This is a genomic window from Variovorax pasteuri (assembly GCF_051216435.1).
Taxonomy (GTDB): domain Bacteria; phylum Pseudomonadota; class Gammaproteobacteria; order Burkholderiales; family Burkholderiaceae_C; genus Variovorax.
Window position 1 is genome coordinate 1,334,932 of sequence record NZ_JBPJZS010000001.1, and the last position, 21,445, is coordinate 1,356,376.

At 65.6% G+C, this 21,445-nt stretch carries 18 protein-coding genes and 3 tRNA genes; 12 read left to right on the forward strand and 9 right to left on the reverse strand.

Features of this window, described 5'->3' with window-relative positions; genetic code table 11:
• The first annotated feature begins 188 nt into the window (after window positions 1-188).
• The 8 genes from tig to ACSFBM_RS06330 all read left to right on the forward strand — a co-directional run bounded on the left by tig (window position 189) and on the right by ACSFBM_RS06330 (window position 7,193).
• Window positions 189-1,505, forward strand: a complete 1,317-nt coding sequence (tig, locus tag ACSFBM_RS06295; protein ID WP_435435881.1) for a trigger factor — start codon at window positions 189-191, stop codon at window positions 1,503-1,505.
• Window positions 1,506-1,621: 116 nt separating this feature from the next.
• On the forward strand, window positions 1,622-2,230 hold the full coding sequence (gene clpP / locus ACSFBM_RS06300; RefSeq protein ID WP_435435882.1) for an ATP-dependent Clp endopeptidase proteolytic subunit ClpP: 609 nt from the start codon (window positions 1,622-1,624) through the stop codon (window positions 2,228-2,230).
• Window positions 2,231-2,340: 110 nt separating this feature from the next.
• Window positions 2,341-3,606 carry an ATP-dependent Clp protease ATP-binding subunit ClpX gene (clpX, locus tag ACSFBM_RS06305; protein WP_435435883.1) on the forward strand — a complete coding sequence of 422 codons (1,266 nt, stop codon included), beginning with the start codon at window positions 2,341-2,343 and terminating at the stop codon, window positions 3,604-3,606.
• A 23-nt stretch (window positions 3,607-3,629) separates the two neighbouring features.
• The gene (lon, locus tag ACSFBM_RS06310; RefSeq protein ID WP_435435884.1) at window positions 3,630-6,071 is read left to right on the forward strand and encodes an endopeptidase La; all 2,442 of its coding nucleotides are present in this window, start codon (window positions 3,630-3,632) and stop codon (window positions 6,069-6,071) included.
• Between the two features lie 57 nt (window positions 6,072-6,128).
• Window positions 6,129-6,204: transfer RNA gene (locus ACSFBM_RS06315), tRNA-Gly, on the forward strand.
• 63 nt (window positions 6,205-6,267) lie between these two features.
• Window positions 6,268-6,341 (forward strand) — tRNA-Cys (locus ACSFBM_RS06320).
• A 98-nt stretch (window positions 6,342-6,439) separates the two neighbouring features.
• Window positions 6,440-6,531: transfer RNA gene (locus ACSFBM_RS06325), tRNA-Leu, on the forward strand.
• 20 nt (window positions 6,532-6,551) lie between these two features.
• Window positions 6,552-7,193, forward strand: a complete 642-nt coding sequence (locus tag ACSFBM_RS06330; RefSeq protein ID WP_435483601.1) for a DUF6806 family protein — start codon at window positions 6,552-6,554, stop codon at window positions 7,191-7,193.
• 48 nt (window positions 7,194-7,241) lie between these two features.
• Here ACSFBM_RS06330 and ACSFBM_RS06335 read toward each other — a convergent pair whose 3' ends face one another.
• The 6 genes from ACSFBM_RS06335 to proV all read right to left on the reverse strand — a co-directional run bounded on the left by ACSFBM_RS06335 (window position 7,242) and on the right by proV (window position 13,947).
• Complete coding sequence (locus ACSFBM_RS06335; protein ID WP_435483602.1) at window positions 7,242-8,021, reverse strand: PA3715 family protein; 780 nt, start codon at window positions 8,019-8,021, stop codon at window positions 7,242-7,244.
• A 13-nt stretch (window positions 8,022-8,034) separates the two neighbouring features.
• Window positions 8,035-8,829 (reverse strand): glutamate racemase, encoded by a 795-nt coding sequence (gene murI / locus ACSFBM_RS06340; RefSeq protein ID WP_435483603.1) that lies wholly within the window; start codon window positions 8,827-8,829, stop codon window positions 8,035-8,037.
• A complete protein-coding gene (locus tag ACSFBM_RS06345) occupies window positions 8,826-10,379 on the reverse strand; it encodes a fumarate hydratase (protein WP_435483604.1) in 1,554 nt (517 codons plus the stop codon). The genes murI and ACSFBM_RS06345 overlap by 4 nt, the downstream gene beginning before the upstream one ends.
• Before the next feature lie 77 nt (window positions 10,380-10,456).
• The gene (gene proX, locus ACSFBM_RS06350; protein WP_435483605.1) at window positions 10,457-11,482 is read right to left on the reverse strand and encodes a glycine betaine/L-proline ABC transporter substrate-binding protein ProX; all 1,026 of its coding nucleotides are present in this window, start codon (window positions 11,480-11,482) and stop codon (window positions 10,457-10,459) included.
• Between the two features lie 23 nt (window positions 11,483-11,505).
• Window positions 11,506-12,672, reverse strand: coding sequence for a glycine betaine/L-proline ABC transporter permease ProW (gene proW, locus ACSFBM_RS06355; protein WP_435483606.1), 1,167 nt, complete (start codon window positions 12,670-12,672; stop codon window positions 11,506-11,508).
• A 21-nt stretch (window positions 12,673-12,693) separates the two neighbouring features.
• Window positions 12,694-13,947 carry a glycine betaine/L-proline ABC transporter ATP-binding protein ProV gene (proV, locus tag ACSFBM_RS06360; protein WP_435483607.1) on the reverse strand — a complete coding sequence of 418 codons (1,254 nt, stop codon included), beginning with the start codon at window positions 13,945-13,947 and terminating at the stop codon, window positions 12,694-12,696.
• A 554-nt stretch (window positions 13,948-14,501) separates the two neighbouring features.
• Between proV and fumC the strand changes: the two genes are divergently transcribed.
• Window positions 14,502-15,899: a class II fumarate hydratase gene (gene fumC, locus ACSFBM_RS06365; protein WP_435483608.1), complete on the forward strand. Its 1,398-nt coding sequence runs from the start codon at window positions 14,502-14,504 to the stop codon at window positions 15,897-15,899.
• A 64-nt stretch (window positions 15,900-15,963) separates the two neighbouring features.
• Here the strand turns inward: fumC and ACSFBM_RS06370 are convergent, their stop codons facing one another.
• Entirely contained in the window at window positions 15,964-16,581 is a 618-nt protein-coding gene (locus ACSFBM_RS06370) for an NAD(P)-dependent oxidoreductase (RefSeq protein WP_435435892.1), read from the reverse strand.
• Between the two features lie 120 nt (window positions 16,582-16,701).
• On the opposite strand from ACSFBM_RS06370, the gene ACSFBM_RS06375 reads away from it, so the two are divergent.
• On the forward strand, window positions 16,702-17,625 hold the full coding sequence (locus tag ACSFBM_RS06375; protein WP_435483609.1) for a LysR family transcriptional regulator: 924 nt from the start codon (window positions 16,702-16,704) through the stop codon (window positions 17,623-17,625).
• 19 nt (window positions 17,626-17,644) lie between these two features.
• On the opposite strand, the gene ACSFBM_RS06380 is transcribed toward ACSFBM_RS06375, so the two are convergent.
• Window positions 17,645-18,280 carry a YqhA family protein gene (locus tag ACSFBM_RS06380; RefSeq protein ID WP_435483610.1) on the reverse strand — a complete coding sequence of 212 codons (636 nt, stop codon included), beginning with the start codon at window positions 18,278-18,280 and terminating at the stop codon, window positions 17,645-17,647.
• 157 nt (window positions 18,281-18,437) lie between these two features.
• Between ACSFBM_RS06380 and acs the strand changes: the two genes are divergently transcribed.
• Both acs and ACSFBM_RS06390 read left to right on the forward strand, forming a co-directional pair.
• Complete coding sequence (gene acs, locus ACSFBM_RS06385) at window positions 18,438-20,435, forward strand: acetate--CoA ligase (RefSeq protein ID WP_435483611.1); 1,998 nt, start codon at window positions 18,438-18,440, stop codon at window positions 20,433-20,435.
• A 130-nt stretch (window positions 20,436-20,565) separates the two neighbouring features.
• Complete coding sequence (locus tag ACSFBM_RS06390; RefSeq protein ID WP_435435896.1) at window positions 20,566-21,066, forward strand: LapA family protein; 501 nt, start codon at window positions 20,566-20,568, stop codon at window positions 21,064-21,066.
• Window positions 21,067-21,090: 24 nt separating this feature from the next.
• On the opposite strand, the gene ACSFBM_RS06395 is transcribed toward ACSFBM_RS06390, so the two are convergent.
• The gene (locus ACSFBM_RS06395) at window positions 21,091-21,405 is read right to left on the reverse strand and encodes a c-type cytochrome (protein ID WP_435435897.1); all 315 of its coding nucleotides are present in this window, start codon (window positions 21,403-21,405) and stop codon (window positions 21,091-21,093) included.
• Between the last annotated feature and the right edge of the window lie 40 nt (window positions 21,406-21,445).

Consider the following 21,445-nt stretch of genomic DNA (forward strand, 5'->3'; position numbering starts at 1 on the left):
TCGTCCGCGCCACGACAAACCCTCGTGAAAGCCCGCTTTTCCGCCAGATTAGAATCGCGGGTTGCCCAGTTTTGCAGGCGGCACGTGTGTGCCTCCGCATAAATCCCGCCAGCGCGTGTAAGTCCTTGATCTGTATCGATAAATAAGATGCAGGCCCCGCGCACCAGCCCCCTTACCAGGAAGACATCATGACCGTGACCGTTGAAACTCTCGAGAAGCTCGAACGCAAGATCACGCTGACCCTGCCGGTCGGCACCATCCAGAACGAAGTCGATTCGCGCCTCAAGAAGCTCGCGCGCACCGTCAAGATGGACGGCTTTCGTCCCGGCAAGGTGCCGATGAACGTCGTGGCCCAGCGCTACGGCTACTCGGTGCACTACGAGGTCATGAACGACAAGGTCGGTGAAGCCTTCTCGCAAGCCGCCAACGAAGCCAAGCTGCGCGTGGCCGGCCAGCCCCGCATCACCGAAAAGGAAGAGTCGCCCGAAGGCGAACTGGCCTTCGACGCGGTGTTCGAAGTGTTCCCCGAAGTCAAGATCAACGACCTGTCCACCGCTGAAGTCGAGAAGCTCTCGGCCGACGTGGGCGACGACGCCATCGACAAGACGCTGGACATCCTGCGCAAGCAACGCCGCACCTTCGCCCAGCGCGCGCAAGACGCCGTCGCACAGGACGACGACCGCGTGACGGTCGACTTCGAAGGCAAGATCGAAGGCGAGCCCTTCCAGGGCGGCAAGGCCGAAGACTTCCAGTTCGTGGTCGGCGAAGGCCAGATGCTCAAGGAATTCGAAGACGCCGTGCGTGGCATGAAGTCCGGCGACAGCCGCACCTTCCCGCTGTCGTTCCCGGCCGACTACCACGGCAAGGACGTCGCCGGCAAGCAAGCCGACTTCATGGTCACGCTGAAGAAGATCGAAGCCTCGCACCTGCCCGAAGTCAACGAACAGCTCGCCAAGTCGCTCGGCATCGCCGAAGCCACGGTTGAAGGCCTTCGCGCCGACATCAAGCGCAACCTTGAGCGCGAAGTCAAGTTCCGCCTGCTGGCGCGCAACAAGAACGCCGTGATGGACGCCCTGGTCGCCAGCGCCGAGCTCGACCTGCCGAACGCCAGCGTGCAGTCGGAAGTCAGCCGCATGATCGAAGGCGCCCGCGCCGAGCTCAAGCAGCGCGGCATCAAGGACGCCGACAAGGCCCCGATCCCCGACGAAGTGTTCCGTCCCCAAGCCGAGCGCCGCGTGCGCCTGGGCCTGGTGGTGGCCGAGCTGGTGCGCGCCAACAACCTGCAGGCCAAGCCCGAGCAGATCAAGGCCCACATCGACGAGCTGGCCGCCAGCTACGAAAAGCCGGCCGACGTGGTGCGCTGGTACTTCAGCGACAACAACCGCCTGGCCGAAGTCGAAGCCGTGGTCATCGAGAACAACGTGACCGATTTCGTCCTGGCCAAGGCCAAGGTCACCGACAAGTCGGTGTCGTTCGACGAACTGATGGCGCAACAGCAAGGCTGATTTCCGTCGCTGCCCGCATCGCCAATGGGGCTTGTGCTTTGCGGCACGAGCCCCATTTCACTCAGGCGTACAGTTCACACAGCAGCGAACGACTTCATCTTTCGGAAAGAAAATTCATGATCGCAAACGAAATTCAAGGCCTCGGCATGGTTCCGATGGTCATCGAGCAATCGGGCCGCGGCGAGCGGTCTTACGACATCTACTCGCGCCTCCTCAAGGAGCGCATCATTTTCCTGGTGGGCGAGGTCAACGACCAGACGGCCAACCTCGTGGTGGCGCAGTTGCTGTTCCTCGAGAGCGAGAACCCGGAAAAGGACATCTCGTTCTACATCAACTCCCCGGGCGGCAGCGTGAGCGCCGGCATGGCGATCTACGACACCATGCAGTTCATCAAGCCTGATGTGTCGACCATGTGCCTCGGCTTCGCGGCCAGCATGGGCGCCTTCCTGCTGGCGGCCGGTGAGAAGGGCAAGCGTTTCTCCTTGCCCAACTCGAAGATCATGATCCACCAGGTGCTCGGCGGCGCACGCGGCCAGGCCACGGACATCGAAATCCATGCGCGCGACATCCTGCGCACCAAGGACCAGATGAACCGCATCCTGGCCGAACGCACGGGCCAGCCGCTGGAAAAGGTCAAGTCGGACACCGAACGCGATTACTTCCTGACGGCCGACGAGGCCAAGGAATACGGTCTGGTGGACCAGGTCGTCGCCAAGCGCGGTTAAGGCTGCGCGGCGCCAATGGCGCCAAATGGCAAAAAACGGCGTTTTCCACACGGGAAACGCCGTTTTTGTTTAGTTATCATTGTCCATTCCCTGTAACGAGGCATCTGTCCATGGCCGAAAAAAAAGGCTCTTCCAGCGAAAAAACGCTTTATTGCTCGTTCTGCGGCAAGAGCCAGCATGAGGTCAAGAAGCTGATCGCGGGCCCTTCGGTCTTCATCTGCGACGAGTGCATCGACCTCTGCAACGAGATCATCCGCGACGAACTCCCCGCGGGCGAAGAGGCGCGCGAGGCGCGCAGCGACCTGCCCACGCCGCTGGAGATCAAGACCAACCTCGACAACTACGTGATCGGCCAGGAGCCGGCCAAGCGCATGCTGTCGGTGGCGGTCTACAACCACTACAAGCGCCTGCGCCACAAGGAAAAGGCCAAGGGCGAGGACGTCGAGCTCAGCAAGAGCAACATTCTGCTGATCGGCCCCACGGGCTCGGGCAAGACGCTGCTGGCGCAAACGCTGGCGCGCATGCTCGACGTGCCGTTCGTGATGGCCGACGCCACCACCCTGACGGAAGCCGGCTACGTGGGCGAGGACGTCGAGAACATCATCCAGAAGCTGCTGCAGAGCTGCAACTACGAGGTGGAGCGCGCCCAGCGCGGCATCGTCTACATCGACGAAATCGACAAGATCTCGCGCAAGTCCGACAACCCCTCGATCACGCGCGACGTGTCGGGCGAGGGCGTGCAGCAGGCCCTGCTGAAGCTCATCGAAGGCACCATGGCCAGCGTGCCGCCCCAGGGCGGGCGCAAGCACCCGAACCAGGATTTCTTGCAGATCGACACGACCAACATCCTGTTCATCTGCGGCGGTGCGTTCGCGGGCCTCGAGAAGGTCATCGAAAACCGCACCGAGGCGTCAGGCATCGGCTTCGGCGCCAAGGTCAAGAGCAAGGCCCAGCGCAGCATCACCGAGGTGTTCCGCGAGGTCGAGCCCGAAGACCTGATCAAGTTCGGCCTGATCCCCGAACTGGTCGGTCGCATGCCTGTGGTCGCGTCGCTGGCGGAGCTCAGCGAGGACGCGCTGGTGCAGATCCTGACCGAGCCCAAGAACGCGGTGGTCAAGCAGTTCACCAAGCTGCTGCAGATGGAAGGCGTGGACCTCGAGATCCGCCCGGCGGCGCTCAAGGCGATCGCGCGCAAGGCACTGGCCCGCAAGACCGGTGCGCGCGGACTGCGCTCGATCCTTGAACAGTCGCTGATCGACACCATGTTCGAATTGCCCAACGCGACCAATGTCGACAAGGTGGTGGTCGAGGAATCGACCATCGACGAAAACAAGCCCCCGCTGCTCGTGTACCGCGAAGCGGCGAAAAAGGCCTAAAGCCAAAGACGCGAAGGATCTGCATGTCTGGCCACACCCCCTTGCCCCCCGAAGCACTCGACCTGCCGCTGCTCCCGCTGCGCGACGTCGTGGTGTTTCCCCACATGGTGATCCCGCTCTTCGTGGGACGCCCCAAGAGCATCAAGGCGCTCGAACTGGCCATGGAAGCGGAGCGCCGCATCATGCTGGTGGCCCAGAAGGCCGCCGCCAAGGACGAGCCCTCGGTCGAGGACATGTTCGAGGTCGGCTGCGTCTCGACCATCTTGCAGATGCTCAAGCTGCCCGACGGCACGGTGAAGGTGCTGGTCGAAGGCCAGCAGCGCGCGCGTGTCAATCGCATCGACGACGGCGAGACGCATTTCTCGGCCAACGTGACGCCCCTGGCGCTTGCCGAAGGCGGCGAAAAAGGCACCGAGGTCGAGGCGCTGCGCCGAGCCGTGATGCAGCAGTTCGACCAGTACGTCAAGCTGAACAAGAAGATCCCGCCCGAGATCCTCACCTCGATCTCGAGCATCGACGATCCGGGCCGCCTGGCGGACACCATTGCCGCGCACCTGCCGCTCAAGCTGGACAACAAACAGGCCGTGCTGGACCTCGACGACGTCAAGGCACGGCTGGAAAACCTGTTCGGCCAGCTCGAGCGCGAAGTCGACATCCTGAACGTCGACAAGAAGATCCGCGGGCGCGTGAAGCGCCAGATGGAAAAGAACCAGCGCGACTTCTACCTGAACGAGCAGGTCAAGGCCATCCAGAAGGAACTCGGCGAAGGCGAAGAAGGCGCGGACATCGAGGAGATCGAAAAGAAGATCAAGCTCGCCAAGATGTCCAAGGAAGGCCTGAAGAAGGCCGAGGGCGAGCTCAAGAAGCTCAAGCTCATGTCGCCCATGTCGGCCGAAGCCACTGTGGTGCGCAACTACATCGACGTGCTGATCGGCCTGCCGTGGAGCAAGAAGACCAAGATCAAGCACGACCTGGCCAATGCCGAAGCCGTGCTCAACGCGGACCACTACGGCCTCGAGAAGGTCAAGGACCGCATCCTGGAATATCTCGCGGTGCAGCAACGCGTGGACAAGGTCAAGGCGCCCATCCTGTGCCTCGTGGGCCCGCCGGGCGTCGGCAAGACCTCGCTGGGACAGTCGATCGCCAAGGCGACCGGCCGCAAGTACACGCGCATGGCGCTGGGCGGCATGCGTGACGAGGCCGAGATCCGCGGCCATCGCCGCACCTACATCGGCGCACTGCCGGGCAAGGTGCTGCAGGGCCTGAGCAAGATCGGCACGCGCAATCCGCTGTTCCTGCTCGACGAAATCGACAAGCTGGGCACGGACTTCCGTGGCGACCCCTCGAGCGCGCTGCTCGAAGTGCTCGATCCGGAGCAGAACCACACCTTCGGCGACCACTACGTGGAAGTCGACTTCGACTTGAGCGACGTGATGTTCGTCGCCACGTCGAACTCGATGAACATTCCGCCGGCGTTGCTGGACCGCATGGAAGTCATTCGCCTTTCGGGCTACACCGAGGACGAGAAGACCAACATCGCGATAAAGTACCTGCTGCCCAAGCAGCTGAAGAACAACGGCGTCAAGGAAGAAGAGCTCTTCGTCACCGAAGAGGCCGTGCGCGACATCGTGCGCTACTACACCCGTGAAGCGGGTGTGCGTTCGCTCGAGCGCGAGCTGTCCAAGATCTGCCGCAAGGTGGTGAAGGGCCTGCTGCTCAAGCAACTGACGCCCAAGGTCACGGTCGACGGTGCCAACCTCAACGAGTTCCTCGGCGTGCGCAAGTACAGCTTTGGCCTCGCCGAGAAGCAGAACCAGGTCGGCCAGGTGGTCGGCCTCGCATGGACCGAAGTCGGCGGCGACCTGCTGACGATCGAGGCGGTCACCATGCCCGGCAAGGGCGTGATCAGCCGCACCGGTTCGCTCGGCGACGTGATGAAGGAATCTGTCGAGGCCGCACGCACCGTGGTGCGCAGCCGCTCGCGCCGCCTGGGCATCAAGGACGAGGTGTTCGAGAAGCGCGACATCCACATCCACGTGCCCGACGGCGCGACGCCCAAGGACGGCCCCAGCGCAGGCGCGGCGATGACGACGGCCTTCGTGTCGGCGCTCACGGGCATTCCCGTGCGCAGCGACGTCGCAATGACCGGCGAAATCACGCTGCGCGGCGAGGTGACGGCCATCGGCGGCCTGAAGGAAAAGCTGCTGGCCGCACTGCGCGGCGGCATCAAGACCGTGCTGATTCCGGAAGAGAACGCCAAGGACCTGCAGGACATTCCCGAGAACGTGAAGAACGGCCTCGAGATCGTGCCTGTGAAGTGGATCGACAAGGTGCTCGAGATTGCGCTCGAGAAGATGCCTGTGCCGTTGTCCGACGAAGAGGTGGCCGCATCGGCCGCGGCGGTGGCCGAGTTGGCCAAGCAGCGCGCGGGTGCGCCGGCTTCAGAGGGCTCGGTCAAGCACTGATCGGTGGCGAAAGTTTGGGAGCCTCGAAATATTGGTATATAATTCGAGGCTCGAAACGCGGGAATAGCTCAGTTGGTAGAGCGCAACCTTGCCAAGGTTGAGGTCGAGAGTTCGAGACTCTTTTCCCGCTCCAGTTTTGAAAAAGGGAAGCGTCAGCTTCCCTTTTTTTCGCAGGTTCGATTTCGTATTTCTGCGTGGCGCGATAGCAAAGCGGTTATGCAACGGATTGCAAATCCGTCTAGCCCGGTTCGACTCCGGGTCGCGCCTCCACCTTCTCGTTCAACAAGATTCGACCTGTCCTTCAAGCCCCGCCAACCGACGTTGCCGGGGCTTGTTTTGTTTGGGTTATCGTCGATGTTCAACCTGACGCCCGGATGGTGAAATTGGTATACACATCGGACTTAAAATCCGCCGCTTCCTTGATCGGGGCATACGGGTTCGACCCCCGTTCCGGGTACCAAACTTACATGGGAGCACTCGATGCCTCGCTACAACGCTCCATTTGAAATCCACGTGCACGGCGATGTGCCGCTGCGTTCGGACGTGAGCTTCGACCAGATCCAGGAGGCGCTCAAGCCCCTGTGGGCGTACGCCGGCGCGAAGTCGCTGGCCGACGGTGCCACGAGCACCTACGAAGAAGAGCCGGGCATCCGCTTCGAGCAAAAGGACCACACGCTGCAGATCTGCTGGACCGTGCCGGGCGACGAAGATTTTCGTCAGGCGCTCGACGAGATGTGCATGGCACTGAACGAGCTTTCCGACCGTGGCGCGGCCATCGAGGTCACCTTCTACGACACCGACTTCGACGAGGAAGAGGGCGACCCCGACGAAGAGTCGCGCGACGACTTCCTGATGCTGTTCGTCGGCCCCAACCCGGCCGCGATCATGCAGGTGCAGCGCGACCTGTTGGTGGAAGACGTCATCAACCTCATGGAGCGCCACTTCGACGGCGCCGAGCTGGGTGGTGTGGTGTCCGAGATCGACCGCCTCTTCAGCGACCGTTTCGACGCACTCGTGAACTCGCTCGAGATCGGCAAGCGCCCCCGCGGCACAGGTGGCCCCGGCAGCGGCGGCAGTGGTGGTGGCCATGGCGGCGGTCGTCGCCCGCGTCACCTGCACTGACCGGCCCGCGCGGGCCTTCCAGGCCCTCTTAGGCCCTTCTAGGCGCTCTCAGGGCGATTGCTGCAGCAACGACTTCGGCACCTTGTAGCGCTCGCCGTCGTAGCGCAGCGTCACGGCACTGAACTTCGCCGGCAGCGTCTTCTCCACGCAGCCTTGGTCTTCTTCCTGCTGCGCACGGCTTTGCACCAGCGTGCGCGACAGCTGCAGGTCGGCAAAGCCGTTGCTGACCGCCTTGCCGACCGACAGCATGGTGCGCAGCTTCTCGAAGTGCCCGGTGCAGGTGGCGTCCCAGCCGCCGTTGTCGTGGTCGAGCTCGACCTCCTGCAGCACCTGGCGGAACTGCTTGCCGTGGTGCACGTAGAGCCGCACGGTTTCGCTCGCCAGCGGGCTGCCCGGTGCGCTGGTGCCGCGGTAGCGCACGCGCACGCCGAAGGCGCGGGCCTCGCTCGACAGCACGTAGCGCGAGGTGTCGATGCGAATGTCCTGGATCGAGGTGGTCGCGTCTTCGTCGAGCGCCTCGGGCTGCATGAGCCGGCCTATGACGGTGTCACGCTCGGTGTTGCCGTTGTCGGGCCGCTGGATCAGCACGATCTCGAGGTCGAACACCTTGGCGCCGCGGTCGGTGGTTTCGCGCGGCATCGGCAGCACGACGATGCTGCGCCCGGGAAAGGCCGGCCAGATCTTGCAGGCGGCGAGCCGCTCGTCGAGCGGGCGGTTCGGATGCAGCTTGGCGTGCATGCGCTCGGCCAGGCCGCTCTCGCAGGCCGCGTGGCTCAGGCCGGCGGCCGAGAGGCACAGGAGGAGGGCGCTGTGGCGGAGAAAGCGCATGAGGCCGATCAGGTCAGGCCGCGGTGGCCGCGGGAAGCCCGAGCCATCGTGCAGCCGCGGCTTCGAGCACGGCGACCTGGCCGCTGCTTTCCAGTCGCAGCGTGCCGTTGCCGTTGCCGTTGCCCGCGAGTTGGCCGGCGGACGCCAGCAGGCGCCGCGTCTGCTGCGCCACGGGCACGCCGGTGTCGATGAAGCGCAGCGTGGCCGGCGCATGCCGGGCCAGCGCGTCCTTCACGAGCGGGTAGTGGGTGCAGCCGAGCACCACGGTGTCGACGTCGGTGGGGCCGTTGCCGAAGGGCCCGGCCTCGGTCATGTAGCGCTCGCACAGCGTCGCGATGCCGGCCGCGTCGAAGCCTTCGATGGCTTTCACGAGGCCGTCGCAGGGCACCGGCCGCACCTCGGCCGAGCCGGCGAACGATGCGCGCAAGGCGGCGTATTTGGCGCTGGCCAGGGTGCCGCGCGTGGCCAGCACCGAGACGTGTCCGGTGCGGCTCGCCGCCACGGCGGGCTTGAGACCGGGCTCCAGGCCCACGATCGGCAGCTCCGGGTGTTCGGCCCGCAGCAGGTGAATGGCGGCGGTGGTGGCCGTGTTGCAGGCCACCACGAGCGCCTTGATGCGGTGTTCCCGCACCAGGTGCTCGACCACCGCGCGCGACCGCTCGATGACATAGGCGTCCCCGCGCTCGCCGTACGGTGCATAGGCCGTGTCGGCGAAATACACGAAGTTCTCGTGCGGCAACTCGGCCCGCAGCGCGGCCAGCACGCTGAGGCCACCGACCCCGCTGTCGAAGACGCCTATGTCGCTCAAGCTTCTTCCATCATGATGGTCTTGAACTCGCCGCTGGCGATGCGCTTCTGCCACTCGGCCGGGCCGGTGACGTGCGCGCTGGTGCCGCCGGCGTCGACCGCCACCGTCACGGGCATGTCGACCACGTCGAACTCATAGATGGCTTCCATGCCCAGGTCCGCGAAGCCCACCACCTTGGCGGTCTTGATGGCCTTGCTCACGAGGTAGGCGGCGCCGCCCACGGCCATGAGGTAGGCGCTCTTGTGCTTCTTGATGGCCTCGATGGCGACCGGTCCGCGCTCGGCCTTGCCGATCATCGCAATCAGTCCGGTCTGGGCCAGCATCATTTCGGTGAAGCCGTCCATGCGCGTGGCGGTGGTCGGGCCGGCGGGGCCCACGGCCTCGTCGCCGACCGGATCGACCGGGCCGACGTAGTAGATGACGCGGTTCGTGAAGTCCACCGGCAGCTTCTCGCCCTTGGCCAGCATGTCCTGGATGCGCTTGTGCGCCGCGTCGCGGCCGGTGAGCATCTTGCCGTTCAGCAGCAGGGTGTCGCCGGGTTTCCAGCTCGCCACTTCGGCGGGCGTGAGCTTGTCGAGGTCGACGCGCTTGCTCTTCTTTTCGTCGGGTGCCCAGTTGACGTTGGGCCACAGGTCGAGCGACGGCGGGTCGAGGTACACCGCGCCGCTGCCGTCCATCACGAAGTGCGCATGGCGGGTGGCTGCGCAGTTGGGGATCATCGCCACGGGCTTGCTGGCCGCGTGCGTCGGGTACATCTTGATCTTGATGTCCAGCACGGTGGCCAGGCCGCCCAGGCCCTGCGCGCCGATGCCGAGCGCATTGACCTTCTCGTACAGCTCGATGCGCAGCGCCTCGACCTTGCTCAGCTCGGCGCCCGATGCCTTCTTGGCCTGCAGCTCGTGCATGTCGAGGTCGTCCATCAGGCTTTCCTTGGCCATCAGCGCGGCCTTTTCGGCGGTGCCGCCGATGCCGATGCCCAGCATGCCGGGCGGGCACCAGCCGGCGCCCATGGTGGGCACCGTCTTGAGCACCCAGTCGACCACGCTGTCGCCGGGGTTCAGCATGACCAGCTTGCTCTTGTTCTCGCTGCCGCCGCCCTTGGCCGCGACCGTCACTTCGACGGTGTTGCCCGGCACGATCTCGGTGAAGATCACCGCGGGCGTGTTGTCCTTGGTGTTCTTGCGGTCGAACTGCGGGTCGGCCACGACCGAGGCGCGCAGCGTGTTGTCGGGGTGGTTGTAGCCGCGGCGCACGCCTTCGTTGATGGCGTCGTCCAGGCTGCCGGTGAAGCCGCCCCAGCGCACGTCCATGCCCACCTTGAGGAACACGTTGACGATGCCGGTGTCCTGGCAGATCGGGCGGTGGCCCGTGGCGCTCATCTTGCTGTTGGTGAGGATCTGCGCAATGGCGTCCTTGGCAGCGGGGCTCTGTTCGCGCTCGTAGGCACGGGCCAGGTGGGCGATGTAGTCGGCGGGGTGGTAGTAGCTGATGTACTGCAGCGCGGCGCTGATCGATTCGATCAGGTCGGCCTGCTGGATCGTGGTCGTCATGGTGGGGGGCTTTTATTGGAGGGGGAAACGCGTAAAGGCCCCCCGATTATCTCAGCCACCGCCCATGGGCTGCAGTGCTACCTTGCCGCAGCCCGGGCCTGGGCAATCCAGCCGTCGAACAGCTGCTGATGCACCCGGATCCACCCGTCCGTATGCTGCTCCACGTCCTTCTGCGTGTTGGCGCCCTGGCTCATGCGCAGGTTCTGAGCGTTGATGTCGCTGATCGGCAGCTTCATCACCTCGAACAGCTTGGCCGCGGCCGGGTTCTTCTCGATGAAGGCGCGGTTGGCGACGATCTGTTCCTGGTTGGCCTGGAAGCCGTAGTTCCTGCCGTTCGGCAGCTGCGTGTCGGCCTTGCCCTCCTGCGACGAAGAAAAAGGCACCTGCAGCCACACCACGTCGGTTCCCGGGCGCAGCACCGCGCTCACCCAGTACGGCGTCCACGTGTAGTACAGCACCGGCTTGTCCTGCTTGAAGCGGGCGATGGTGTCGGCCATCAGCGCGGCATAGCTGCCCTGCTTGTGCGTGACCGTGTCGCGCAACTGGTAGGCGCCCAGGTGGTTCTCGATGGCCAGCTCGCAGCCCCAGCCGGGGTTGCAGCCCGTCAGGTCGGCCTTGCCGTCGCCGTCGGCGTCGAACAGCTTCGCGATGGCCGGATCCTTCAACTGCGCGATGTTCGTGATGTTGTATTGCTCGGCTGTCTTGCGGTCGATCAGGTAGCCCTGCACCGCGCCGTCGGAATACACGCCCTTGCGCCACAGCTTGGCGTCGCCGCCGCTGTTCTTGTAGAAGTCGGCGTGCAGCAGGCTCCAGTGGTTGGCCATGAAGGTGGCGTCGCCGTTGGCAATGGCCAAGTGCTCGGTGGCGGGCTCCAGGTCCTTCATGGGCTCGACGGTGTAGCCGAGCTTTTCGAGCCCGCGCATCACCAGCAGCGTCTGGAACGCTTCCTCGGCGAGCGAACTCTTCAGCGGCAGCACGCTCACGCCCTTGCCGGGCAGGTCGCTGGCGGCGTGGGCCACGTTCGCGGCCATGCCGACGGCGACGAAGCCGATGGCCCAAAAGCCGCGTGCGATGCCGCGTGCGATGACATTCATTTGCTTCATGCGTCTGGTTTCTCCTTGGCGGTTCATTGCGCTTGCGCGGACAGGGCGGGAACGGGCTCGTTGCCCTGGCGCGAAGACGCAGGGGACGACGAAGGCGAGCCCACCAGCCGCTGCAGCAGGCGCAGCGCCAAGCCCGCAGGCCCGGTGTGCCACCAGCGGCGCCCGGCGCTGCGGCGCGACTTGCCCATGGCCTGCGTCAGGCGGTCCAGCGTGATGGCCAGCAGCACGATGCCCAGGCCGCCCACCGTGGCCAGGCCCATGTCGAGCCGGCCGATGCCGCGCAGCACCATCTGGCCCAGGCCGCCCACGGCGATCATCGAGGCGATCACCACCATCGACAGCGACAGCATCAGCGCCTGGTTGATGCCCGCCATGATCGAGGGCATGGCCAGCGGCAGCTGCACCTTCACCAGCATCTGCCACGGCGAGGCGCCGTAGGCGCGCGCGGCCTCGATGAGGTCAGGGCGCACCTGGCGCAGGCCCAGGTTGGTCAGGCGCACCAGCGGGGCCAGCGCGAAGATGATGGTCACGATCACGCCCGGCACGTTGCCGATGCCGAACAGCATCACCACCGGCACCAGGTACACGAAGGCCGGCGTGGTCTGCATCGCGTCCAGCACCGGCCGCATGATGCGTTGCGCGCGGTCGCTGCTGGCCAGCAGCACGCCCAGCGGCAGGCCGATCACCATGCAGAACACCAGCGATGTCAGCACCAGCGACAGCGTCACCATCGCTTCAGGCCAGATGCCCAGCATGGCCACCAGCAGCAGCGCCACCGTGGTGCCGATGGCCAGCGCACGGCCGGCGAACTGCCAGGCCAGCAGGCCGATGAGGGCGATCATCGCCAGCGTGGGCAGGCCCGTCAGCAGGCTCTGCACCCAGTTCAGCGTGCTGTCGATGGGCAGGCGCACCGTCTGGAAGAAGGGGCGGAAGTGCTCCACCACCCAGCCCAGGCCCTGGTTGATCCAGGACTCGACCGGCAGGGAGCCATCCCACAGGCGATGCAGCTGGAAGCCGCTGGCAGCGTCGGGCGAGCCGGCCAGTTGATGGGCGGCATTGACCGGCGCGTCGAGCCAGGCGTTCGTGGCCGAGGTGTCAGGCGCGGCCGAAAGCGCTTCCCACGGATCGACGGGGGAGGGCGCGTCCATTGCGGGTGCATTCAGCTCGGAAGGAAGTGTGTTGTCGTTCATCGTTCAAGGTCCTTCGTGGATTCAGTGCGGTTCGGCGGCGAGCGCGGGGGCGGCGTTGTGCACGACCGGCTCGATGGGCGGCGTTTCGCGGTCGAGGAACTTGAGCAGCGTCGTCTTGCTGATCGCGCCGCAGAAGCGGCCGTCGCTCGCCACCACCGGCAGCGCGCAGGGCGCCTGCGCGAGTTGGCCGATCAGGCCCGCCACGGGCGCCTCGGCGTCGATGCGCGGCAGGTCGGCCAGGAAAGCGCGCTGCAGTCCCAGCGGGCCCGAATGCCCGTCGAGCGCGCCGCGCAGCGTGTCGGCCGACACCACGCCGAGAAAGCGCTTGGTCGGGCTGGTCACGTAGGCGAAGTCGCGGTCCTGGTCTTCGAGCAGCTTGAGCGCCGCGCGCGCGCCGCGCTCGGGGTGCTCGCTGACCACCGTGAGCGACTTGCGCGCGATGTCCGCCGCCTTGAACACCGCCGCCGCGTCCACGCCGCGCACGAAGCTGCGCACGTAGTCGTCGGCGGGACTGCGCAGGATCTCGTCGGGCGTGCCGACCTGGATCACCTGGCCGTCCTTCATGATCGCGATGCGGTCGCCGATGCGCATGGCCTCGTCGAGGTCGTGCGAAATGAAGACGATGGTGCGACGCTGTTCCTGCTGCAGGCGCAAGAGCTCCGACTGCATCTCGGTGCGGATGATCGGGTCGAGCGCCGAGAAGGCCTCGTCCATCAGCAGGATCGACGGGTCCGACGCCAGCGCGCGCGCCAGCCCCACGCGCTGCTGCATGCCGCCCGACAGCTCGTCGGGGTAGCTCGCCCCCCAGCCCGACAGGCCGACCTGCGCGAGCGCCTTGTCGGCCTGCGCCAGGCGCTCTTTCTTGCTCGCGCCCGAGAGCTCCAGGCCGAACGCGGTGTTCTCGCGCACCGTCATGTGCGGCATGAGCGCGAACGACTGGAACACCATGCTGATGTCCTTGCGGCGCAACGCGCGCAGCTTGGCGTCAGAGTGCTCATTGATGTCGGCGCCGTCGATCACGATGCGGCCCGCCGTGGGCTCGATCAGCCGGTTCAGCAGGCGCACCAGCGTCGATTTGCCCGAACCCGAGAGACCCATGATGACGAAGATTTCTCCAGCCTGGATTTCGAAGGTGGCGTCGAACACGCCGATCGATTGACCGGTGCGCGCCAGGATTTCTTTCTTTGAAAAACCTTGCCGGACCAGTTCCAGGGCCTGCTGCGGCTCGTCGCCGAAGACCTTGAAAACGTGGTCGATGAGAATTCCTTTGGCCATATGCGGGGGCTCCTTGTGATCCCTGTGGAGGGGGTGGACGAACATCGCCACAAGCGGGCGACGGCGACCACGCCATCAGCCGATGGGTTGCCGGGGCACGCGCAAGACGCGCGCAATGGCCCGGCAGGCCTCAAGGGCTGCCGACAGGCACTGAAGACGACATGGCGACTAAACCAGTGCCCGCCGGATGCTTCATTCGCAGGGCAACGGGCCTGGTCGAGGGGCGCCGCCTGGATGAGCGTGACGTGGCAATGGGGCCGGACAAATCCGGCCGTTTTGCCGGGCTGGGCCCGGCGGGAGAACCTTGCACCGCGACGGGATTCGGGGATCCGCGAGTAGTGAAGGGGTGACCAACCACCGTCATCATCATGACTTGTTGGTCGTCGGAAGCCTTCGATCATAACTTTTCGGCATGATGAAAGTCAAGACGCAAGGCGTATCGTCATGTCAGCCAGCGGCCAATGGCCCCGTCAGATGCGAGCTACTCGTATTGGCCGATACTCGGCACCGCGCCCGCAGCGGCGCAACCTTTCATGATCCCGGAGCTTTTTTCCATGACGACTTCCCCCAAGACCCGCGCCGAGCGTGACACCTTCGGCCCGATCGACGTTCCGGCCGACAAGCTGTGGGGCGCGCAAACGCAGCGCTCGCTGCAGAACTTCGACATCTCCGGCGAGCAGCAGCCGCGCGAGATCATCAAGGCGCTGGCCCAGGTCAAGCGCGCGTCCGCCGTGGTCAACCATGCGCTGGGCCTGCAGGACCAGAAGAAGACGAACGCCATCGTGGCGGCCGCCGACGAAGTCATCGCAGGCAAGCATCCGGGCGAGTTCCCGCTGGTGGTGTGGCAGACCGGCTCGGGCACGCAGACCAACATGAACGTCAACGAAGTGCTGGCCAACCGCGCGAGCGAAATCCTCGGAGGCGAGCGCGGGGAAGGGCGCCTCGTGCACCCGAACGACGACGTCAACCGCAGCCAGTCGAGCAACGACGTGTTCCCGACCGCCATGCACGTGGCCGCCGTGGAAGCCATCACGCACAAGCTGCTGCCCGCCATTGCCAAGCTGCGCGGCACGCTCGACCAGAAGGCCAAGGACTTCGCCGACATCGTGAAGATCGGCCGCACCCACCTGCAGGACGCCACGCCCCTCACGCTGGGCCAGGAGTTTTCGGGCTATGTGGCGCAACTGGCGCACGGCGAGGCGCATGTGCGCGCCGCGCTGCCGCACCTGAGCGAACTGGCACTGGGCGGCACGGCCGTCGGCACCGGGCTGAACGCGCCCAAGGGTTATGCGGAACAGGTGGCGGCCGAGCTGGCGAAGCTCACGGGCCTGCCTTTCATCACCGCGCCGAACAAGTTCGAGGCCATGGCCAGCGTCGATGCGCTGGTGCATGCCCACGGCGCGCTGAAGACGCTCGCGGCCAGCATGAACAAGATCGCCAACGACGTGCGCTGGCTCGCCAGCGGCCCGCGCAGCGGCATCGGCGAACTGAGCATTCCCGAGAACGAACCCGGCTCGTCGATCATGCCGGGCAAGGTCAACCCGACCCAGAGCGAAGCCGTCACGATGCTGGCCGCGCAGGTGTTCGGCAACGACGTGGCCATCAACATCGGCGGCGCCTCGGGCAACTTCGAGCTGAACGTGTTCCGCCCGATGGTGGCGCACAACTTCCTGCAGAGCGTGCGCCTGCTGGCCGACGGCATGGTGAGCTTCAACGACCACTGCGCCGTGGGCATCGAGCCGAACCGCGAACGCATCACGGAGCTGGTGCAGCGTTCGCTGATGCTGGTGACGGCGCTGAACACGCACATCGGCTACGACAAGTCGGCCTACATCGCCAAGAAGGCGCACAAGGAAGGCACGAGCCTGCGTGAAGCCGCGATCGCCTCCGGGCACCTGACGGCCGAGCAGTTCGACCAGTGGGTGGTGCCGGAGAACATGACCGGCCGTTGACCCGGCCAACCCCATGACGCCATGAAAAAAGGACCCTCGCGGGTCCTTTTTTGTTGCCGGTCGATCAGTACCCGATCGTGTAGCGCTGACGCGGGTGCGCAGGCTTTTCCAGCTCGTCGATGAACGCGATCGCGTAGTCCTCGAAGGTGATCCAGCTGCGGCCTTCGGCGCTCACCAGCAGGTCGTCGGTGCCCAGGCGGAACTTGCCGGTGCGCTCGCCTTCGACGAATTCGGCGGAGGGCGACAGGAAGGTCCAGTCGAGTTCCTTCTCGTTGCGCAGCGCATCGAGAAACACGCCACCGGCCGAGGCTTCGGCGCGGTAGGCGTCAGGGAAGTTCGGCGTGTCGATCACCTTCAGGCCGGGCGCCGCGAACAGGCTGCCGGCACCGCCGACCACCAGCAGGCGCTTCACGCCCGCACGCTTTACCGGGCCGATGACGGCCGCGGGCGGCACGGTGGCGAAGTGCGCGGCGCTGAACACGGCGTCGTGGCCGGCCAGGGCTTTCTCGAGCGCGGGCGCGTCCAGCACGTCGACGTCGACGGCCTTCACGTTGGCGCGGCCAGCCAGCTTGGCGCTGGCCGTGCGGGCAATGGCCGTGACCGTGTGGCCGCGGCGCAGGGCTTCTTCGAGAAGGCGGCCACCGGCGCGTCCGGTGGCGCCGATGATGGCGATGTGGCTCATGAGGGACTCCTGTCGAGAAAAACGAAAGACGAAAGTGGATGGGATGAACCGCATCTTAGGTTTCTGATTCCGAAAGAAAAACTTCGATTTGCGCGTTTGTTTATTTCTAAAATCGTTCGAATGGACCGACTGAATGCAATGCGGGTGTTCGTGAACGTGGTGGACGCGGGCAGCCTTTCGGCCGCGGCCGACAAGCTCGACATGTCCCGCCCCGTGGTCACGCGCTACGTGGCCGAGCTGGAGCAATGGACCGGCGCGCGGCTGCTCCACCGCACCACGCGCCGCCTGAGCCTCACGGCGGCCGGCGCCGAACTGCTGCCGCGCTGCCGACAGGTGCTGGAACTCGCGCTCGACATGCAGGCCGCCGTGCGGCATCCCGCCGAGGCGCCGAGCGGGCAGTTGCGCATCACCACCAGCACCTCGTTCGCGCAGGCGCAGCTGGCCGATGCGGTGGCCGACTATGTGCGGCTGTATCCGGGCGTGGCGGTCGACCTGGTGCTGCTCGACCGCGCGGTGAACCTGGTGGACGAGCGCATCGACCTCGCCATCCGCGTTTCGGCGGAGATCGACCCGAACCTCATCGCGCGCCGGCTCACGGACTGCCGCTCGGTGGTGTGCGCCTCGCCGGCCTACTTGAAGGAGCAAGGACAGCCGCTGCGGGTGGAAGAGCTGGCGCAGCGCAACTGCCTCACGCACTCGTACTTCGGGCGCAGCCTGTGGAACTTCACGCGCAAGGAAACCGGGGAGCCGGCTTCGGTGGCCGTGGGGGGCAATGTGTCGGCCAACGACGCGGCCAGCCTGATGCACCTGGCCCGTGCAGGCGCCGGTGTCGCGATGCTGCCGACCTACCTGGCGGCGCCCTTGCTGCAGGCGGGAGAACTGGTGCGGCTGTTCGCCGATTTCGAGCCGCAGGTGGTGGGCATGTACGCGGTGTACGCCTCGCGCAAGCACATGCCGGCCACCTTGCGCACCATGCTCGACTTTCTGGCCGAGCGCTTCACCGAGGTGCCGGCGTGGGACGCGCCGCGCGCCACCGCTGCATAGGGCGCGCGGGCTTTTTCCGTCAGTGGGGCGCGCTGCCCTGGCTCGCGTTCGCAGTCATCAGCTTGTCCGTGTAGGCAATGGCGATGGCCGAGAACAGGAAGGTGATGTGGATCACCGTCTGTGCGATCAGCACGCGGTCGGTGTAGTTGTCCGCGTTGATGAAGGTCTTCAGCAGGTGAATGGAGCTGATGCCGATGATGGCGGTGGCCAGCTTCACCTTCAGCACCGACGCGTTCACGTGGCTCAGCCACTCGGGCTGGTCGCGGTGGCCTTCGAGGTTCATGCGGCTCACGAAGGTTTCGTAGCCGCCCACGATCACCATGATCAGCAGGTTGGAGATCATGACCACGTCGATCAGTGCCAGCACCACCAGCATGATCACCGTCTCGTTGAGCGCGGCGACCGGCACGGTGGTCTTGTAGCCGATGCTGGTGATCAGCGCCTGCAGCGCCGTCTGGCTGCCGAAAGCGGCCTCGACCAGGTGCAGCAGCTCGACCAGGAAGTGCACCACGTACACCGCCTGCGCCACGATCAGGCCCAGGTACAGGGGAAGCTGCAGCCAGCGGCTCGCAAAGATCAGCCGCGGCAACGGCCCCATCGGAAAGGTCCGGGGGGGGGGTGTGTTCCTGGGGTCGAAAGGGTCGGGAGCGGACATCGGCAGACCGGTGGTGGAGGACCAAATATTCTAGGGGTGTCCCCAAGTCGCACTCGTGATAACCCTGCGAACTAACATCGGACCCTGCACGATCCGTCAGTGACCCGTAAGTGCGGGCGTCGACATTACGGCCGCAGCCATCCAGGAGACAAAAGACATGAGCAGCGCATCCAAGAACATTGAATCCGTCCTGGTCGAGAACCGCGTGTTCCCGCCCGACGCCCGCGCCACCCAGGGCGCACGCATCTCCAGCATGGCCGCCTACGACGCCCTGTGCAAAGAGGCCGAGCAAGACTTCGAAGGCTTCTGGACCCGTCTGGCCAAGGACAACCTGCAGTGGACCCGGCCGTTCACCAGGACGCTCGACGAGTCGAAGGCCCCGTTCTACGAATGGTTCGGCGACGGCGAGCTCAACGCCAGCGCCAACTGCCTCGACAAGCACATCGGCACCCCGGTCGAGAACAAGACGGCGATCGTCTTCGAGGCCGACGACGGCAGCGTCACCCACGTCACCTACAAGGAACTGCTCGCCCGCGTGAGCCAGTTCGCCAACGCGCTGAAGGCCGCGGGCATCCAGAAGGGCGACCGCGTCGTCATCTACATGCCGATGACGGTCGAGGGCGTCATTGCCATGCAGGCCTGCGCGCGCATCGGCGCCACCCACAGCGTGGTGTTCGGCGGCTTCTCGGCCAAGGCGCTGCAGGAACGCATCATCGATGCCGGCGCGGTGGCGGTCATCACGGCCAACTACCAGTTGCGCGGCGGCAAGGAGCTGCCGCTCAAGGCCATCGTGGACGACGGCATTGCGCTGGGCGGCTGCGAGTCGATCAAGACCGTGTTCGTCTACGAGCGCACACCCACTGCGTGGACGCGCGTCGAAGGCCGCGACAAGACCTTCGACGAAGCGCTCAAGGGCCAAAGCACCGAATGCGCGCCCGTGCCGGTGAACGCCGAGCACCCGCTGTTCATCCTCTACACCTCGGGCTCCACCGGCAAGCCCAAGGGCGTGCAGCACGCCACCGGCGGCTACCTGCTGTGGGCCAAGCTCACGATGGACTGGACCTTCGACATCCGCCCCGAAGACGTGTTCTGGTGCACGGCCGACATCGGCTGGATCACCGGCCACACCTACGTCGCCTACGGGCCCCTGGCGGCCGGCGCCACGCAGGTGGTGTTCGAGGGCATTCCGACCTTCCCGCATGCGGGCCGCTTCTGGCAGATGATCGAGAAGCACAAGGTGAGCGTGTTCTATACGGCGCCCACGGCCATCCGCTCGCTCATCAAGGCGGCCGAGGGCGACGAGAAGGTGCATCCGAAGAACTGGGACCTCACGAGCCTGCGCATCCTCGGTTCGGTCGGCGAGCCGATCAACCCGGAAGCCTGGATGTGGTACCACCGCAATATCGGCGGCGAGCGTTGCCCCATCGTCGACACCTTCTGGCAGACCGAGACCGGCGGCCACGTCATCACGCCGCTGCCGGGCGCCACGCCGCTGGTGCCGGGCTCGTGCACGCTGCCGCTGCCGGGCATCATGGCGGCCATCGTCGATGAAACGGGCAAGGACCTGCCCAACGGCTCGGGCGGCATGCTGGTCATCAAGCGGCCCTGGCCCTCGATGATCCGCACCATCTGGAACGACCCCGAGCGTTTCAAGAAGAGCTACTTTCCCGAAGAGATGGGCGGCACGATCTACCTGGCCGGCGACGGCGCGGTGCGCAGCGAAGACCGCGGCTACTTCCGCATCACCGGGCGCATCGACGACGTGCTGAACGTGTCGGGCCACCGGCTGGGCACGATGGAGATCGAATCGGCGCTGGTGTCGAAGACCGACCTGGTCGCCGAGGCCGCCGTGGTGGGCCGCCCCGACGACGTCACCGGCGAGGCGGTGTGTGCCTTCGTGGTGCTCAAGCGCGCACGCCCCACCGGCGAGGAGGCCAAGCAGATCGCCAACGAGCTGCGCGCCTGGGTGGCCAAGGAAATCGGCCCCATCGCCAAGCCCAAGGACATCCGCTTCGGCGACAACCTGCCCAAGACGCGCAGCGGCAAGATCATGCGGCGCCTGCTGCGCAGCATCGCCAAGGGCGAGGAGATCACGCAGGACACCTCGACGCTGGAAAACCCGGCCATCCTCGAACAGCTGTCCGAGCGGCTGTAGGACGTGGCCCTCTCTCCGGTCCGCGGCGGCGGACCGGCCCTTTGCCTGAGGTAAAACCCATCGACACGCCGTGCGCCTCGACGCGCGCGGCAACTGCCGATGTGTTCGATCTTTCCGAAGGAGGCCCCCCATGGGCGTGAGATCCGCTTTTCTTTTTGTCATCGTGCTGCTCATCGCGGCACTGGCCGCGCTGAACTGGGGCGCGTTGTCCACGCCCTCGGAGGTGTGGCTGGGCTTCATGACCGTGACGGCGCCGCTGGGGCTGATCATGCTGGGCCTCACCGTGGTGCTGGCCGCGTTCTTCCTGGTCTACGTGCTGTACCTGCACAGCTCGGTGTTGATCGACACCAAGCGCCACACCAAGGAAATGCAGGTGCAGCGCGACCTGGCCGACAAGGCCGAGGCCTCGCGCTTCACCGAGTTGCGCAACTTCCTCGAAGCACAGGAAAACAAGCACATGGGGCAGAACGCCGACCGTCAGACCGCGCTGCTGGCGCGCCTGGACCAGCTCGAAACCGCGGTGCGGCTGCGCTCGGACCAGACCGACAACACGCTGGCTGCGCACATCGGGCAGCTGGAGGACCGCATCGAGCGCCGGCCGCCGCCGCTGGACATCAACCCGCAGCTGTGATGCCTGCGATGTCGCCCAGGATGCTTACTTGGTCGACAGCACCCAGGCCGCGAGCTTCTTGGCGTCGGCTTCGCTGACCTGGTTGTTCGCGGGCATCGGCACCGGTCCCCACACGCCGGAGCCGCCCTTCATGATCTTGCTGGCAAGGGCGTCGACGGCGCCCTTGTCGTCCTTGTACTTGGCGGCCACGTCCTTGAACGACGGGCCGAGCACCTTGCGCTCGACCGCATGGCAGCTCATGCAGTTCTTCGACGTTGCCAGGGCCAGGTCGGCCAGCGCGGGCGCGGCGAGTGCTGCAAGGCCGAGGCCCAGGGCTGCCGACAACAAGACTCTTTTCATGGGGACCTATTTGTTAAGTGCTGGGTTACATTCGTCTCAA

Coding starts and splice junctions, on each gene's coding strand:
- ACSFBM_RS06330 (WP_435483601.1), top strand. CDS start 6,552: ATGCCTCGCTACAACGCTCCATTTGAAATCCACGTGCACGGCGATGTG.
- clpP (WP_435435882.1), top strand. CDS start 1,622: ATGATCGCAAACGAAATTCAAGGCCTCGGCATGGTTCCGATGGTCATC.
- fumC (WP_435483608.1), top strand. CDS start 14,502: ATGACGACTTCCCCCAAGACCCGCGCCGAGCGTGACACCTTCGGCCCG.
- ACSFBM_RS06335 (WP_435483602.1), bottom strand. CDS start 8,021: ATGCGCTTTCTCCGCCACAGCGCCCTCCTCCTGTGCCTCTCGGCCGCC.
- proV (WP_435483607.1), bottom strand. CDS start 13,947: ATGGCCAAAGGAATTCTCATCGACCACGTTTTCAAGGTCTTCGGCGAC.
- proW (WP_435483606.1), bottom strand. CDS start 12,672: ATGAACGACAACACACTTCCTTCCGAGCTGAATGCACCCGCAATGGAC.
- ACSFBM_RS06395 (WP_435435897.1), bottom strand. CDS start 21,405: ATGAAAAGAGTCTTGTTGTCGGCAGCCCTGGGCCTCGGCCTTGCAGCA.
- ACSFBM_RS06375 (WP_435483609.1), top strand. CDS start 16,702: ATGGACCGACTGAATGCAATGCGGGTGTTCGTGAACGTGGTGGACGCG.
- clpX (WP_435435883.1), top strand. CDS start 2,341: ATGGCCGAAAAAAAAGGCTCTTCCAGCGAAAAAACGCTTTATTGCTCG.
- ACSFBM_RS06345 (WP_435483604.1), bottom strand. CDS start 10,379: ATGACGACCACGATCCAGCAGGCCGACCTGATCGAATCGATCAGCGCC.
- ACSFBM_RS06370 (WP_435435892.1), bottom strand. CDS start 16,581: ATGAGCCACATCGCCATCATCGGCGCCACCGGACGCGCCGGTGGCCGC.
- tig (WP_435435881.1), top strand. CDS start 189: ATGACCGTGACCGTTGAAACTCTCGAGAAGCTCGAACGCAAGATCACG.
- ACSFBM_RS06380 (WP_435483610.1), bottom strand. CDS start 18,280: ATGTCCGCTCCCGACCCTTTCGACCCCAGGAACACACCCCCCCCCCGG.
- proX (WP_435483605.1), bottom strand. CDS start 11,482: ATGAAGCAAATGAATGTCATCGCACGCGGCATCGCACGCGGCTTTTGG.
- lon (WP_435435884.1), top strand. CDS start 3,630: ATGTCTGGCCACACCCCCTTGCCCCCCGAAGCACTCGACCTGCCGCTG.
- acs (WP_435483611.1), top strand. CDS start 18,438: ATGAGCAGCGCATCCAAGAACATTGAATCCGTCCTGGTCGAGAACCGC.
- ACSFBM_RS06390 (WP_435435896.1), top strand. CDS start 20,566: ATGGGCGTGAGATCCGCTTTTCTTTTTGTCATCGTGCTGCTCATCGCG.